Here is a 14,798-nt window from a genome sequence, read left to right on the forward strand (position 1 = left end):
CGCCTGCCCCTGTAGTCCCTGTGAACATGGTTCCTCTTCCCATTACGCAAGAAGGCAGGCGTCATCGCCCCTCGTGCCCGCCTTGTGGTTCCTTCGGCGGACCGCCGCGGCACCCCGCGCCGCGGTCCCTTCCGGCCCGCCGATTCTTTTGGCCGCCTGCGCTCGCCGGCAGCGCGCCGGTCAGCGCATCAGCACCTGACCGCCGTCGACGGGCAACGAATGCCCGGTGATGTACTTGGCGTCGTCGCTGCACAGGAACGCCACCGCGGCGCCGATGTCGCCCTCCGGGTCGCCGAACCGGTGCAACGGCACCGTGTTCAGGTACGCCTCCGCCTCCTCGGGCCGCTGCTCGGCCCAGGTGGCGAGCCCCGGCGACAGCGACAGCGGCAGGATCGCGTTGACCCGGATGCCGTCGTCGGCCCACTCGCACGCCGCCGTCCGGGTCAGCGCCCGGATCGCCTCCTTGGCCGCGGCGTAGATGCCGTAGCCCGACGGGTCCCAGCGGACCCCCGCCGCGGATCCGAGGTTGACGATGGATCCGCCGCCCGACAGGTGCGGGTGGCACGTGCGCATCAGCCGCAGAGTGGCCAGCGGGCCGGAGTCCATGACGCGGCCGTAGTCGTCGTCGGTGATGTCCAGCAGGCGCCCGTTGACCACCGTCTGGGCGTTGTTGACCAGGATCGACATCGAACCGAAGTGGTCCACCACGCGCTCGGCCAGCGACTCCGTGTCGAAGGGGTCGGTGACGTCGCAGGTGAAGGCCTGGGCGTCGCGCCCGCGCTCCCGGATCTCCTTCGCCGTCTGCTCCACCTTCTCGTAGGTGCGGCCGGCCAGCGCCACCTTCGCTCCGCGCTCGGCGAGCGCGAACGCGATGCCCTGCCCGACGCCCTGTCCGGCACCGGTGACCAGTGCCACCTTGTCTTTGATCGTCATGTGTTCCGGGTCCTTCCTCGAAGTATTTCCAGCGGTTCAGGCGCGCACGGAGACGCCGGGCGGCGCCGGGATCCCCGCGGCGCCCCCGTTTGCGCCACCGGCATCCGCAGTGGCCACCGGCCCGTACGCGGACTCGGGGTCCAGCACGCAGTGCGTGCGCCCGTAGACCGTGTACATGCACCGGTTGCAGTGCGTGCACAGCGTCTGCTTGCCGTGGTCCTCGCGGACCGCGTTGACCAGGCCCGGCTCGCGCAGCAGTCCGCGGCCCATCGCGAGGAAGTCGAAGCCCTCGCGCATCCCGGTCTCCATGTGGTCGTGGTTCGTGATGCCGCCGAGCAGGATCAGCTTGCTGTTCTTGACGACGGGGATGAACTGCCGCGCGGCCTCGAGCATGTAGAGGTCCTCGTACGGGAACTCGCCGAGCACCTTCTTGCCGAACAGCCGCACGCCCGTCTTCACCGGCTGCTTCATCAGCGCGGCGAAGTCCTCCACCGGGACGTCCCCGCGGAAAAGGAACATCTGCCGCACCACCGAAGAACCCTGGGTCAGCAGGATCGCGTCCAGGTTCGCGTCGGCGTCCAGCAGCTGCGCCGTACGCAGCGACTCCGCCAGCTTGATGCCGCCGGGGACCCCGTCGATCATGCTGATCTTCGCGGTCACGGCGATGGCGTCCCCCACCCTTTCGCGCACCGCGCGGGCGATCTCGCGCACCAGGCGCGACCTGTTGTCGATGTCGCCGCCGTACTCGTCCTTGCGACGGTTGAGCAGTGGGCTCAGGAACGCGCTAGGCAGGTAGTTGTGCCCGAAGTGCAGCTCCACCGCGTCGAGCCCGGCGTCCACGGCCACCTGCGCGGCCGCGGCGAACTGCTCGATGACCTCCGCGATCTCGCCGCGGGTGATCGGGCGGCAGTACTCGAACGAGGTGGGGTTGATGAACTTGCTGGGGGACGTGGGCGTGACGCCGGTGATCTTCTTCGAACCCACCGGGCCGGCGTGTCCGAGCTGGGCGGAGACCGCGGCGCCCTCGGCGTGGACCGCGTCGGCAAGGCGCCGCAGGCCGGGCACGGCCTCGGGGCTCATCACGATCTGGCCGGGGGCCGACTTCCCCTCGGGGCTCACGCAGCAGTAGGCGATGGTGGTCATCCCCACGCCGCCGCGGACGAAGCCCAGGTGGAAGTCGATCAGGTCCTGCGTGACCAGGCCCTCCGGCGAGCGCCCCTCCGACGTGGCCGCCTTGATGATCCGGTTCGGCACGCGCACCGGCCCCAGCGTCGCCGGGTCGAAGGGACTCGGCGTCCGGACCGGCGTCAGGCTCAGTGAGCGGTCGAGCCGCTCATGCGTGCCCGCCCCCGGTGACGGCTCGTGCGACGGCTGCGTCTGCTGCGGGTTCGGCGATTGTGCGTTCGATGACAACTGCGACACCTTTCTCGACTACGTGATGCCACTCACATTGCCGAGGTGACGCGCCCCATGACCGAATTATCCCGCCCAGGGGGAACGCGGTGCGCACAGCCTCCGATGACAGCGCCGCACAGGCCGGGCCTTCGCGGGTCACTCCCCCCCGGGCTCGGTCATCGGATTGATGCGGGCCGCGTCGATGATCTGCTTCTTCGCCGAGAGCAACGGCGCGATGAGCCGCGAGTCCATACGGTCGACGGGGACGCACACGGACACCGCCGCCGTCATCCGATAGGCGTCGACCGAATCGTCCGCACCCGCCTGCACGGCCGTGCCGAAGCAGCCGACGCCGCGCAACGACTCGCCCCTGTCGACGGCGTAGCCGCGCCGGCGCACCTGGTCCAGCTCCTGGTGCAGCGCCGCGGCGCCGCAGATGGTGCGCTCCGTGGCGGGCGTGAACGGCGCGAGGCTGTCGACCAGCCCCGCGGGCTGCATGGCCAGCAGCGCCTTCCCCAACGAGGTGCTGTGCGCGGGGTTGCGCCCGCCGATCCGCGTGGGCACCGCCGCGCCGAAGCGGCCGGGGCCGATCTTCTCCCAATAGACCACCTCGGGGCCGTCGAGGAAGGCCATGTGCACGATGAAGCCCGTCTGCGCGTGCAGGCGGTGCAGCGCGGGCAGCGCCCCGCGGTAGAACCAGTGGTTACGCACACCCTTGGTGCCCAGGTCGAACAGGCGCGGCCCCAACTCGTAGTTCGAGCCCACGCGGAACAGCCAGCGCTTGCGCTCCAGGTGGGTCAGCAGGCGGTGCGCCGTCGAGCGGGCGAGCCCGGTGCGCTCGACGACGCCGGACAGCGTGAGGAACCCGGCGTCCTCGACCGCGTCGAGGATGAGGTCCAGCCTGTCGAGCATCGACAGGCTTCCGGCTTCGTCCTTGCGATAGCCCACGGCGGGCCTCCACTCCTGTTCGCTGTCGGTGCGGCGGCGATTGTAACCGTCACCACCATCGCCCTCCGACGTTAATGCCATCACAGAGCTTCGTCGGCCCGCCGTCCCACTGCGCGACGAGCCGGGCGCCGACCCGGGACCCAGTGTCCCGGACCGGCGCCCGGCTCGTCAGGCGGCGTCCGCGCTTCGTGGGAGCCTCAGCGTCCCATCATCTCCGCGACCTCGGCGGCCTCGGCGAGGACCTGCCCGTCGCGGGGGAACCCCGAGCGCTCCAGGGCCTTCTCGTAGTGTCCCTCGACGATCCACACCGGGCCGTCGGCGAGGTGCTCGAGGCCCTGCCGTGCCACATCGGCCGGGTCCGACACGTTGAGCCCGGGGGTGTCGAACTGCAGGCCGGCCCGCTCCATCGCCGGCGTGCGGGTGACCCCGGCGGTCAGCGCCAGCACGTCCACGTCGTACTCGCGCATCTCCAGCCAGAGCCCCTCGGTAAAGATCCTGCTGAACGCCTTGGCGCCCGAGTACACGCTCATGTGGGTGCAGCCGACGAACCCGGTGACCGAGCCGAGCAGGATGATCCCGCCGCGGCCCCGTTCGCGCATGGGCCCGCCGAACAGGTGCGTGATCTCGAGTTTGCGGTCGATGTTCAGCGTCAGCACCTTGCGGAAGGCATCGAGGTCGCCGGTGACGAACTCGTGGCCGTAGGTGTTGGCGCCGGCATTGACCACCAGCAGCCCCACCTCGAGGTCCGCGGTCGCCGCGGCGATCGCGTCCATGGCACCCGGGTCCACCAGGTCCACGCTGAGGGTGCGGACCTCGGTGCCGTGCGCACGGACGGCCTCGGCGGTCTCCTCCAGCGGGCCCGGTTTCCTGGCGATGAGCAGCAGGTTGAGCCCGGCCTTCGCGATCAGGTGGGCGAACTCGGCGCCCACCGCTTCCGAGCCGCCGGCGACGACGGCCCAGGGCCCGTACTTGCGGGCGTCGAGTTCCAGGTCCGGGGCGCTCACGAGATCACCGCCAGCGGTTCGGAGCCGGACCAGTCGTGACCCCAGTAGCTGTCCGCGGTGATCTCCTCGGCCGTGTAATGCTCCTCGTCCACCAGCATGCCCTGGCAGCCGAACTCGATGTCCCAGCCGCCCGGCGCCCGCACGTAGAACGACACCATCTTGTCGTTGGTGTGCCGCCCGATCGTCGACGACAGCGAGATGCCCTCCTTGACCACGCGGTCCTGCGCCTCGCCCACCGCGTCGAGCGTGTCCACCTCGACCATCACGTGGATCAGCCCCGGACCCTGCTTGGGCGAGGGCATCATCGCCAGGCTGTGATGACGCTGATTGACCCCGAAGAACCGGATACGCAAGGGCCCGTCCGCCGGCGAGGCGTGCTCGGCCGCCGCGATCTCGGCCTCGGTGGGCTCCGCCGCGCCCATCCGGTACGCACCGCGCGGCAGGAAGCCGAGGGTCTTGACGTAGAAGTCGTAGGCGGCGCCCTGGTCCGGCACCGGGATCACCACGTGCCCCAGCCCCTGCGCACCCGTGACGAACTTCGCCCCGAACTGCGTCACCACCGGACTGTGGTCCAGCAGCGCCCCGTGGAACACCTCCAGCTTCGTGCCCGCCGGATCGGTGAACGCGATCGCCGCCTCCACCCGGCGCGCATCCGCCTCGGCCTGCGTCAGATCCCGCACCTCGACACCGTCCGCGCTCACGGACTCGCGCAGCCGGTCGAGCGCCTCCTGATCGCGCACCTCCCAGCCGACCACCGTCACCCCGTCGGACTCGCCCGGCGTGACGATGATCCGCGCCGCCCGCTCATCCATCCGCAGATACAGCGCGTTCTCATCGGGCCCCGAGCCCTCCGCGAACCCGAGCACCCCGAACGCCAGCTTCCGCCAGCGCTCCATGTCATTCGTCTGCACCTCGATGTACCCGAGCGCCCGGATCTCGCGGCGGTTCGTGACGCCGGAATTCTTCCCGTCGGCCATGGTGTGCTTCCGTCCTTCCGTGCTGTAGTGGGTCGACCGTCAGATCATCTTCCGCAGCGGCCCTTGCGGATCCGCGCCGAGCGAGCTCAGGGTCGCAGCGTGGTAGACGGTGTTGGGCGAGTGGATCGCGTGATGGATGCCGGCCTGCGCGTCGCGCCAGAACCGCTGCATCGGCTTGTCCATGCGCAGCGCGTTGCCGCCGCAGCGCGCGTAGATCGCGTTGGCCGCCTCCACGGCCCGCCACGCGGCGCGCACCTGCGTCGCACGACCCTGCGCACGCTCCGCGAACGTCGCCTTGCGCCCGCTCTCGGTGATGTCCCAGAAGCGGTCGGCATTGGCCAGCAGCTCCGCGCGCGCCGCCCGCAGGTCGGCGGTCAGCTCGCCGAACTCGTACATGGTGTAGGGATCGTCCTTGATCTTCGCGCCGTTGGCGTCGATGCGCTCGGCCTGGTAGTCCTCGGCCAGCCGCAGCAGCCCCTCGCAGATGCCGATCGTGGCCGCGGTGATGCCCATCGGGAACATCGCCGACCACGGCATCTGATACAGCGTCTCGGTGCGGCCCGAACGATCCTGTCCGGTCCCCTCGGAGACGTCCTCCCAGGTCATCGTGCGGTACTCAGGGACCACCGACCCCTTGATGACCAGGTCCTTGCTGCCGGTGCCGCGCAGGCCCACCACGTCCCACGAGTCGTCGATGATCTCGTAGTCGCCCCGCGGGACGATCACGTGCACCATCTGCGGCGGCTGCGCCATTGAACCGTCCGGGTTCGCGAGCATGGCGCCCAGGAACGCCCAGCGGCAGTGGTCGGTGCCCGAGGAGAACGACCAGCGACCGCTGAAGTCGTAGGTGCCGTCGCCGCGCGGGGTGAGCATGCCGCCGGGCATGTACGGGGAGGCCATCCAGATGCTGCTGTCCTCGCCCCACACCTCCTCGCGCACCCGCTCGTCGTTGTAGGCCAGCTGCCACGGGTGCACCCCGCACACGCCCAGCACCCAGCCCGCCGCCGGATCCAGCGACGCCAAACGCATCACCGTCTCCGCGAACTGGCGCGGCCGGTACTCCAGGCCGCCGTACTCGGAAGGCTGGAGCATCCGCATCGCGTCGGCTTCCACCAGCATCTGCACCGTCTTGTCGGTGAGCTTGCCGATCTTCTCGGCCTCCGCGCCCTGCGCGAAGAGCTCGTCCGCGTGCTCCTCGATGTATTCGAGAACCTTGTTGCCCATATCCGCCTCCCGAGGCCGTGTCGTCGACGGTGCCGACGCGGAGAGCGCGCGACACCTACGACCCAACACTCACAGCGCGGTGTGTCCGTCAGCACATTGATCCCGCCCGGCGGGACAGATGGGTCCCGCCGGGCGGGACGCGCAGCCGGGCCTCACTCCACCACTGCGTCGCTTGCCCATCCCCCACCAACCCGCAACCTCAGCGAGCAGCCGGGCCTCACTCCACCACTGCGTCGCTGAACACTGTCGGATCGCCAAGGAACCCCCGGTGCGACGGCGGCCGGTTCCCGTCGATGTCGGTCACCTCCAGCTCTTCCGCCACCTCCGCGCCTATCAGCACCTTCCCCGAGCGGTCCATCAGGCGCGGATCGCGGGCCAGCGCGTCGATCACCCGGCCCGGGAACTCGGCGCTCTCCGCGTGCGCGGCGAACCGCTTGTACGCCTCCGCGTTGGCCTCGAACGCCGCGGCGGTGCGCTCGGTCTTGAGCATGCCCATCCACAGCGACAGCGCCGCGACTCCGTACGGCCGCAGGTCATGAGCCATGTCGTGCGCCATCTTGTCCACCGCCGCCTTGCCGGCACCGTAGGCGGGCCCGTGCATGTAGCAACGGGCGCCGAACGACGACGTGTTGACGATCAGCCCCTCGCCGCCCGCCACCATCAGCGGCGCCGCATACCAACTGGCGACGTAGGACGAGCGCAACCCCACGTCCAGCACCACCTGCATCGACAGCGGCTTCTCCCAGAACGGTCCCTTCTTCGCCAGGTCGTCGTGCACCACCAGGGCGTTGTTGACCAGGATGTCCAGCCGGCCGCGCTCGGCCCGCACCCGCTCGAACAGCGCGGCCACCTGCTCGTCGTCGGCGTGGTCGCAGATCACGGGCACGCCCGTGCCGCCGCGGGCGGTGATCTCGTCGGCCGTGGCCTGCACGGTCCCCGGCAGTGGGGCGTCGCCCTCGTTCCGCGTGCGCCCGGTGACGTACACGGTGGACCCCGGCCCCGCGAGCCCCAGCGCGATCCCCTTGCCCGCACCGCGGCTCGCGCCGGTCACCACGATGACCCTGTCGGAATTCAAGCCCATATCCCTACTCCTTCGCCGACGGCCGCACCCGGCGACCGTGCTGTGCTTGCGGTCGAACCAACCATGCCCATGGTCGAACCAACTGTGCCCACGGTCGAACCAACTGTTCCCATGGTCGATCACACTGTGCCTGCGGTCACCGCGACTCTGTCACGGGCGACCACGGGGAGGCGCGCATTCCTCCGGCCGTGTGGGACGTCGTGACACCCAACGCACATTCTGTGGCCCTCGGATGGTGGGAAACCACCATCCGAGGGCCACAGAATGTGAATCGTGCGTCATCGCCGGGTCCCGGCACCCGCCGGCAATGCGCATCCGGCCCGCGCGCGGCACCATCGGAACCATGACTGATACCGCAGACGACGACAACGCAGTCCCCCGCGTCACCCTGAACTCGGGCCGCAATGTTCCGCAGCTCGGCTACGGCACCTTCAAGGTGGCCCCCGCCGATGCGGCCGCGGCGGTGGGGGCGGCGCTGGAGGCCGGCTACCGGCACATCGACACCGCGCAGATGTACGGCAACGAGGCCGAGGTGGGCGCCGGTATCGCAGCATCAGGGATCGGCCGCTCGAACCTGTTCCTGACCAGCAAGCTGAACAACGGCAATCACCGGCCCGACGACGCCCGCCGATCCTTCGAGGAGTCCTTGGCCAGGCTCGACACGGACTACCTCGACCTCTTCCTCATCCACTGGCCGCTGCCCACACGCTACGACGGGGATTTCGTCGGCACGTGGAAGGTGCTCGAGGAGTTCGCCGCCGACGGCCGCGCACGCAGCATCGGGGTCTCCAACTTCCAGGTGCCGCACCTGCAGCGCCTGCTCACGGAGGCGGACACCGTCCCGGCGGTAAACCAGGTGGAGGTGCACCCGCTGTTCGGCAACGAGCAGGTCCGCACGTTCTGCCGCGAGCACGACATCGCGGTGGAGGCGTGGTCGCCGTTGGCGCAGGGCGCCGTGCTGGACGAGCCCGCGGTGCGCGAGCTGGCGGAGCGGCTGGGGCGCACCGCGGCGCAGGTGGTGCTGCGGTGGCACCTGCAGCGCGGTGACATCGTCTTCCCCAAGTCCATGTCGCCCGCACGGATGCGGGAGAACTTCGACGTGTTCGGATTCGAGCTCGACGGCGACTCGATGGCGCAGATCGCCGCCCTCGACCGGGGGCCGGAGGGCCGTGTGGGGCCGGACCCGGACGTGTTCGACCGGATCTGAGCGCCCGGTGCCGTCACGCGGCAGGCCGGCCCTTCCTCTCTTCAGAGGAGGGCCGGCCTGCCGCGTTGCCGCTGCCTCGGCTACCCGCCGGAAACCTCGCTGCGGATCCGGTCGACCACCGAGGAATCGGCCAGGGTGGTCGAGTCGCCGGGCTCGCGGTTCTCGGCGATGTCACGCAGCAGGCGCCGCATGATCTTGCCGGAGCGGGTCTTCGGCAGCTCCTCGACCAGCATGATCGAGCGCGGGCTGGCGATCGCGCCGATCTCTTCGCGGACGTGCTGGCGCAGCTTGGCCACGATGTCCTCGCCGCCGCCGTGCGCGCTCTGCTTGAGAATCACGAACGCCTCGATCGACTGGCCGGTGGTCTCGTCGGCGGCGCCCACCACGGCGGCCTCGGCCACCGCATCGTGCGAGACCAGCGCCGATTCGATCTCGGTGGTCGACAGCCGGTGCCCCGAGACGTTCATGACGTCGTCGACGCGGCCGATCACCCAGATGTCGCCGTCCTGGTCGCGCTTGGCACCGTCGCCCGCGAAGTACACGCCGGGGAAACGGTCCCAGTAGGTGCGCTGGAACCGGTCGTCGTCGCCCCACAGCGTGCGCAGCATGCCCGGCCACGGCTCCTTGACCACCAGGTACCCGCCCTCGTTGTTGCCGACGGGCTTGCCGTCCTCGTTGAACACGTCGGCGACGATGCCGGGCAGCGGGCGCATGGCCGCGCCCGGCTTGGTGGCCGTGACGCCCGGCAGCGGGCTGATGAGGATCTGACCGTTCTCCGTCTGCCACCAGGTGTCCACGACGGGGGTGCGGTCGCCGCCGATGTTCTTGCGGTACCAGACCCAGGCCTCGGGGTTGATGGGCTCGCCCACCGAGCCGATCAGCCGCAGCGAGGACAGGTCGTACTCGGCGGGGATCTGGTGGCCCCACTTCATGAAGGTGCGGATGGCGGTGGGCGCGCAGTACAGGATGGTGGCCTTGTACTTCTGGACGATCTCCCACCAGCGCCCCTGGTGCGGGGTGTCGGGGGTGCCCTCGTACATGATCGACGTCGTCGCGTTGGCGAGCGGCCCGTAGACGATGTACGAGTGGCCGGTGACCCAGCCGATGTCGGCCGCGGTCCAGAACACGTCGGTCTCCGGCTTGATGTCGAACACCGCGTAGTGCGTGTACGAGGTGCCCACCATGTAGCCGCCGGTGGTGTGCAGGATGCCCTTGGGCTTACCCGTCGTGCCCGACGAGTACATGATGTACAGCGGGTGCTCGGCGTCGAAGGCCTCCGGCGTGTGCTCGGTGGACTGCCCGTCCACCGCGTCCGACCACCACTTGTCGCGGCCCTCGGTCCAGGCGACCTCCTGGCCGGTGCGCTTGACCACCAGCACGGTGTGCACGTCGGGGCAGCTCTCCAGCGCCTCGTCGACTGCCGCCTTGAGCGGCGAGGCCTTGCCCTTGCGGTAACCGCCGTCCGCGGTGATGACGAACTCCACGCTGCAGTCCTGCACGCGGTCGGCGATGGCCTTGGACGAGAATCCGCCGAAGATCACGGTGTGCGGGGCACCGATGCGGGCGCACGCGAGCATCGCGAACACCGTCTCGGGGATCATCGGCATGTAGATGGCCACGCGGTCGCCGGTCTTGACGCCCAGTTCGGTGAGCGCGTTGGCTGCCTTGTTGACCTCGTCCTGCAGGTCCTTGTAGGTGATGGTGCGGGTGTCGCCGCCCTCGCCCTCGAAGTGATAGGCGACGCGGTCGCCCAGACCGTTCTCCACGTGCCGGTCCACGCAGTTGTAGGCGGCGTTGAGTTTGCCGCCCACGAACCACTTGGCGTGCGGGGCGCCCGACCAGTCGAGGACCTCGGTGTAGGGCTCGGCCCAGGTGATGCGCTGCGCGGCCTCGTCCCAGAAGCCCAGGCGGTCCTTCTCGGCGCGCTCGTACGCGTCGGCTTTCACGTTGGCGTTCGCCGCGAAGTCGGCCGGCGGCTCGAAGATGCGGCTCTCGCGGCCGAGCGCGGCGATTGTCTGTTCTGTGGACACTCTCATCGTCTCCTTAGTGATGTCCGTGCCGGGTGCTTTCCATCCTGCTCGCCCGGGGCCGTCGTGTGTACCGGTTCAGGCCCGCCGCCGGGCCGGCGCTGCCGGCCCGGCGGTCGCTCAGCGCGGCCCGACCGGCAGCACCGTCTTCTTGAAGGTCGCGTTGGTCACGACGGCGAACGACGCGTACCAGGCGGCGACGGCCGTGATGATGCCGAGCCAGCCGCCGATATGCGTCACGGTGTCGTTGCCCGAGAAATCACCGGCCATCAACAGGAAGAAGGTGGGCGTCAGCAGCGCGAAGACCGCGACGATGGCCAGGTTGGTGCGCAGTGAGGCGATGAGCATGTAGGTGGTGAAGATGCTCCACGCCAGCAGGTAGACGGCCACGCCGTGATCGGCGCTGTTGCCGACGAGGCCCGTCAGGTCGGTCTGGGTGGTGAGGTACCAGAACGAGACCCAGAATCCGCCGTACGAACAGAACGCGGTGGCTCCGAACGTGTTGCCCTTGGCGAACTCCCACAGCCCCGCCCCGAACTGCACGATGCCGCCGTAGGCGAGCGCGAGGCCGAAGACCACCGGCTCCGCGTCCACCAGGCCCGCGTTGACGACACTGAGCACGAACGTGGTGAGCGCGAAGGCCCCCAGGCCCAGCGCCCCGGGGTCCGCTATGTGCGCACCCGGGATGCGACTGGTCGATGGTTCTGTCATTGCCCCTCCTCGAACGGTTCCGAAACAGTGAACTGCTGCACCTCAGCGTATGCATGGTGACGCAGCACACAAGGCCTTTGGCGATCCACCCCCCATATCGGGGGTGGCGCCGCTCGAGGCATTCGCGTGCGGCACCGCGGGCGCGGCACGGACCGGACGGGGCATCCGGCGCCCGCCGCCCGCGCGGCCGGACCCGCACCGCCGCCCCCGCCGGGCCCGCGTCGAACCGGGTCGGCGCTCAGCACGCTGAACAGCATTTTCGGGCCGCTATCGACCCCTCCATCCGGTGACGTGCCGCACAGAATCCCTGTGCCCCTCGACACATTCGGACAAAAACGCCACCCCTGCGCGAGCGCTGTGCGACCCGTGCGAGCAGGAAAGACTCCGCCGCATATGCAACAGGTCACGAATAACGGCGAGTAGACCTACTCGTGACCTTTCCGTGATCTTCCCCTACTGTCGTCGGCAGCCCGAACTCAGCGGGTGAACGTCGGACCGCCGCCGCATCCTGCCCCGCGATCCGGCAGACCGAAAACCTTCGAGGGCAGGGTCCCAGCGCGGACAGCACACCGGCGGCCATCGCAGCCCGGGCCAGAGGCCCACGGCGGCACAGGCAGCCACCGCATCGACAGCGGCACGGAGAGGAAACACTTCACATGACCGGAATCACCATCAAGCGCGCACTCGGCACCGTCGCCGCCGCCGGCATCGTCGTCGGCGCGCCCCTGGCCATCGGGGCCGGCACCGCGTCGGCCGCAGACTGGTCCGGCGTCGCCCAGTGCGAGTCCGGCGGCAACTGGTCGACCAACACCGGCAACGGCTACTACGGCGGCCTCCAGTTCAGCCAGTCCACCTGGGCGGCCAACGGCGGCAGCGGCAGCCCCGCCAACGCCAGCCAGTCCGAGCAGATCCGCGTGGCGGAGAACGTCCTGCAGACCCAGGGCCCCGGCGCGTGGCCCGTGTGCGGCCAGTACCTCAGCGGTGGCGGCACCGGCGGCGACGGCGGCCAGCAGCAGGCCCAGACCACCTCCTACCAGGAGACCTCCTACGACCAGTCCGCCGACCAGTCCGGCGCCGACTACACCGCGCCGAGCCAGCAGACCGCCGACTCCGGCGCGTCGGATTCGGCGCTGACCAAGAACGCCGACGGCACCTACACCGTGCAGCTGGGCGACACGCTCTCGAAGATCGCCATCGCCTTCGACGTCCCGATGGGCGAGCTGGCCCCCCAGGTGGCCGACATCAACCTGATCTTCCCCGGTCAGATCATCGACATGGTGAAGTGACCTCGCCGGCCGCTTGATGCCCCGCGTCACCGACGCGACCCCTGACGGCGGACGATCACACGAAACCCCCGGGCCCCCGCCCGGGGGTTTCGTACGTCCAAAACCCGTGCTGTCATCCGGGAAATGGCGGCGCCCGTCGGCTCCTACGTGCAGAATCAGAAATTCAACCTGAACATCCGTCCCATTTTGTACCCGAGGTACAAACCGCGGCGGAAAGTCGGTCGCTCGCGCACATGCGCACATCATGCCCGCGCACGTACTGTCATAGACGGGGCGCCCGAAGAGCGGCTCGACTCCCTCATGAGGCGCCCGATGTGCGTGAACCCGTCGGCAGGCACAGCCGCCGCGGGCTCCGGGCAGCGTAACCCCCCGATGCTGCCCGTGAGACGCACACCCCGGCCGCACCCACCCCTCCCCCCCATTGGGGTGCGGCCGGGCCCCAGCCTCCTGGATCCGCCGGCCGTGAGCAGTTCACGCCGGACCGGCGCGCACCTCTAGTCGGTGAGCACCTCGGACCCGAGCCAATAGCAGATCAGCACGGCCAGTTCGATGCTCGACCGGTTCTGTTGCAGCGGGCGTCCCAGCATCTCCTCTGCGCGCCGGATGCGGTACTTCACCGTGTTGGCGTGCAGGTGCAACGCCGTCGCCGCCGACTTGTGGCTGGCACCGTGCAGGTAGAACATGCGGATCGTCTCGCGCAGGCGCGCGGCCGACTCGTCGTCGTCCGCCAGCGGGCCCAGCGTCTCCGCCACCCACGACGAAGTTGCGCGCATGTCCGTGCACAACATCGCCACGGCGGACAGGCCGGGTTCGTCGTATCCGGTCGCGCGGCCGGCCGGCCGGTCCGCCAGCGCCGCCACCGAGCGGGCGAGCATCGCGTGCGCGTGCGAGCGCCGGAATCCGTCGATCCCCTGGCCCACCGTCCCCAGCGCCACGGACACCTGCTCGCGCGGCCGCGGAGCGCGCCCCGCGAGATCGGGCGCGGGGTCCCACGCTGCTCGGACCCGCTCCCCGTCGAGCAGCATCCCCGTGACGTGGTCGAGCGGATACCAGGCCCACACGCTCAGCTCGTCGGCCGTCACGGCCAACGGCCCGCTCGCCGCGCCGACGATCACGCCCAGGTCGCGCACAGCGCGCTCCAGCGTGGCGGCCCCGTCCGCACGGTCGGAGTCCTCCGGCAGCCACAGCACGGCCGCGATATGGGCCTGGTCCAGGTCGTAACGCAGGTGCGACGCGGCGTCGCGCTCCCCGTTCCCGTCGAGGACCCTGCGCACCTGCTCCACCCGCTGACTGTTGCCGCCGGTACGCCAGCGGTCGCGCTCCTCGCAGTAGATCCCGCTGAGCTGCTCGGTGATCGAGTCGATGTACTCGTAGGACAGGCGGAGCGTGTGGCGCACCGCGGCCAGGATCACCGCGGGATCCGCCCGCCGGTCGCGCTCCGCGGGATCCACCGGCGCCCCCGGCCCGGTCACCAGCATCGTCATTCGCTGCAGAAAATCGTCCTGCAGCGCCGCCAGCCCCATCCGGTACGAGCGGACGAGCACCTCCACGGGCACCTCGTGCTGCGCCATCCGACGGGCGAACTCGGCCGCCGCCGCCGGAGGTGCGATCCCCCCGGCCGGAATCCCGTGCCGCAGCGCGTGCAGCACCGTCTCGACGTTGCTGGAGATGCTGGCGCGCAGCAGATCGGCCCAGTGCCTGTCGCCGCGCATCTCCGCGAAGTGCGACTCCAGAAGCTTCTTGACCTCGGCCGAGTTCGCGTCCAGGTCGCGCTCCATGTTCGCGGCCACGTCCACCACGACGTCGCCGACCAGATCACCGACCGGGTCCGCGTACGGATCCCTCCCCGGATGCGGACGCTCAGAGCCACCGTGGATGGGTACTCCCGCCATGGCCCCAAGATAGTCGCACCGCCCACGCACCGGCTCGGGCGGCCCGGTCGTGACCACGGGTCGGCCCCCGCGCGAACCGCCTGCGCGACTGGCGGAATCTCACCGGCGGGGGT

The 14,798-nt window shown here is 70.0% G+C and carries 12 protein-coding genes; 2 read left to right on the forward strand and 10 right to left on the reverse strand.

Annotation, left to right across the window (positions count from 1 at the left end; genetic code table 11):
* Nucleotides 1–180 precede the first annotated feature (180 nt).
* From FO059_RS16365 to FO059_RS16395, 7 genes are all read right to left on the reverse strand, one after another.
* Complete coding sequence (locus FO059_RS16365) at nt 181–933, reverse strand: SDR family NAD(P)-dependent oxidoreductase (RefSeq protein ID WP_143910012.1); 753 nt, start codon at nt 931–933, stop codon at nt 181–183.
* Between the two features lie 36 nt (nt 934–969).
* Nucleotides 970–2,244, reverse strand: coding sequence for an NADH:flavin oxidoreductase (locus tag FO059_RS16370; RefSeq protein ID WP_143910848.1), 1,275 nt, complete (start codon nt 2,242–2,244; stop codon nt 970–972).
* Between the two features lie 240 nt (nt 2,245–2,484).
* Nucleotides 2,485–3,276, reverse strand: a complete 792-nt coding sequence (locus FO059_RS16375; RefSeq protein WP_158726360.1) for an IclR family transcriptional regulator — start codon at nt 3,274–3,276, stop codon at nt 2,485–2,487.
* 197 nt (nt 3,277–3,473) lie between these two features.
* Nucleotides 3,474–4,280 carry an SDR family NAD(P)-dependent oxidoreductase gene (locus tag FO059_RS16380; protein ID WP_233266670.1) on the reverse strand — a complete coding sequence of 269 codons (807 nt, stop codon included), beginning with the start codon at nt 4,278–4,280 and terminating at the stop codon, nt 3,474–3,476.
* Nucleotides 4,277–5,257 (reverse strand): VOC family protein, encoded by a 981-nt coding sequence (locus tag FO059_RS16385; protein ID WP_143910014.1) that lies wholly within the window; start codon nt 5,255–5,257, stop codon nt 4,277–4,279. Before FO059_RS16385 ends, FO059_RS16380 begins: the two co-directional genes overlap by 4 nt.
* 39 nt (nt 5,258–5,296) lie before the next feature.
* Nucleotides 5,297–6,481, reverse strand: a complete 1,185-nt coding sequence (locus tag FO059_RS16390) for an acyl-CoA dehydrogenase family protein (protein WP_143910015.1) — start codon at nt 6,479–6,481, stop codon at nt 5,297–5,299.
* A 217-nt stretch (nt 6,482–6,698) separates the two neighbouring features.
* Nucleotides 6,699–7,562, reverse strand: a complete 864-nt coding sequence (locus FO059_RS16395) for an SDR family NAD(P)-dependent oxidoreductase (RefSeq protein WP_143910016.1) — start codon at nt 7,560–7,562, stop codon at nt 6,699–6,701.
* Between the two features lie 343 nt (nt 7,563–7,905).
* Between FO059_RS16395 and FO059_RS16400 the strand changes: the two genes are divergently transcribed.
* Nucleotides 7,906–8,769: an aldo/keto reductase gene (locus tag FO059_RS16400; protein WP_143910017.1), complete on the forward strand. Its 864-nt coding sequence runs from the start codon at nt 7,906–7,908 to the stop codon at nt 8,767–8,769.
* A gap of 80 nt (nt 8,770–8,849) precedes the next feature.
* On the opposite strand, the gene acs is transcribed toward FO059_RS16400, so the two are convergent.
* A complete protein-coding gene (gene acs / locus FO059_RS16405) occupies nt 8,850–10,805 on the reverse strand; it encodes an acetate--CoA ligase (RefSeq protein ID WP_143910018.1) in 1,956 nt (651 codons plus the stop codon).
* 111 nt (nt 10,806–10,916) lie between these two features.
* Nucleotides 10,917–11,507, reverse strand: a complete 591-nt coding sequence (locus FO059_RS16410) for an acetate uptake transporter (protein ID WP_143910019.1) — start codon at nt 11,505–11,507, stop codon at nt 10,917–10,919.
* Nucleotides 11,508–12,163: 656 nt separating this feature from the next.
* On the opposite strand from FO059_RS16410, the gene FO059_RS16415 reads away from it, so the two are divergent.
* Nucleotides 12,164–12,793: a LysM peptidoglycan-binding domain-containing protein gene (locus tag FO059_RS16415; protein ID WP_143910020.1), complete on the forward strand. Its 630-nt coding sequence runs from the start codon at nt 12,164–12,166 to the stop codon at nt 12,791–12,793.
* 494 nt (nt 12,794–13,287) lie between these two features.
* Here FO059_RS16415 and FO059_RS16420 read toward each other — a convergent pair whose 3' ends face one another.
* Entirely contained in the window at nt 13,288–14,685 is a 1,398-nt protein-coding gene (locus tag FO059_RS16420; RefSeq protein WP_143910021.1) for a PucR family transcriptional regulator, read from the reverse strand.
* Nucleotides 14,686–14,798: the final 113 nt, after the last annotated feature.

The sequence above is a fragment of the Tomitella fengzijianii genome (assembly GCF_007559025.1).
Lineage (GTDB): Bacteria > Actinomycetota > Actinomycetes > Mycobacteriales > Mycobacteriaceae > Tomitella > Tomitella fengzijianii.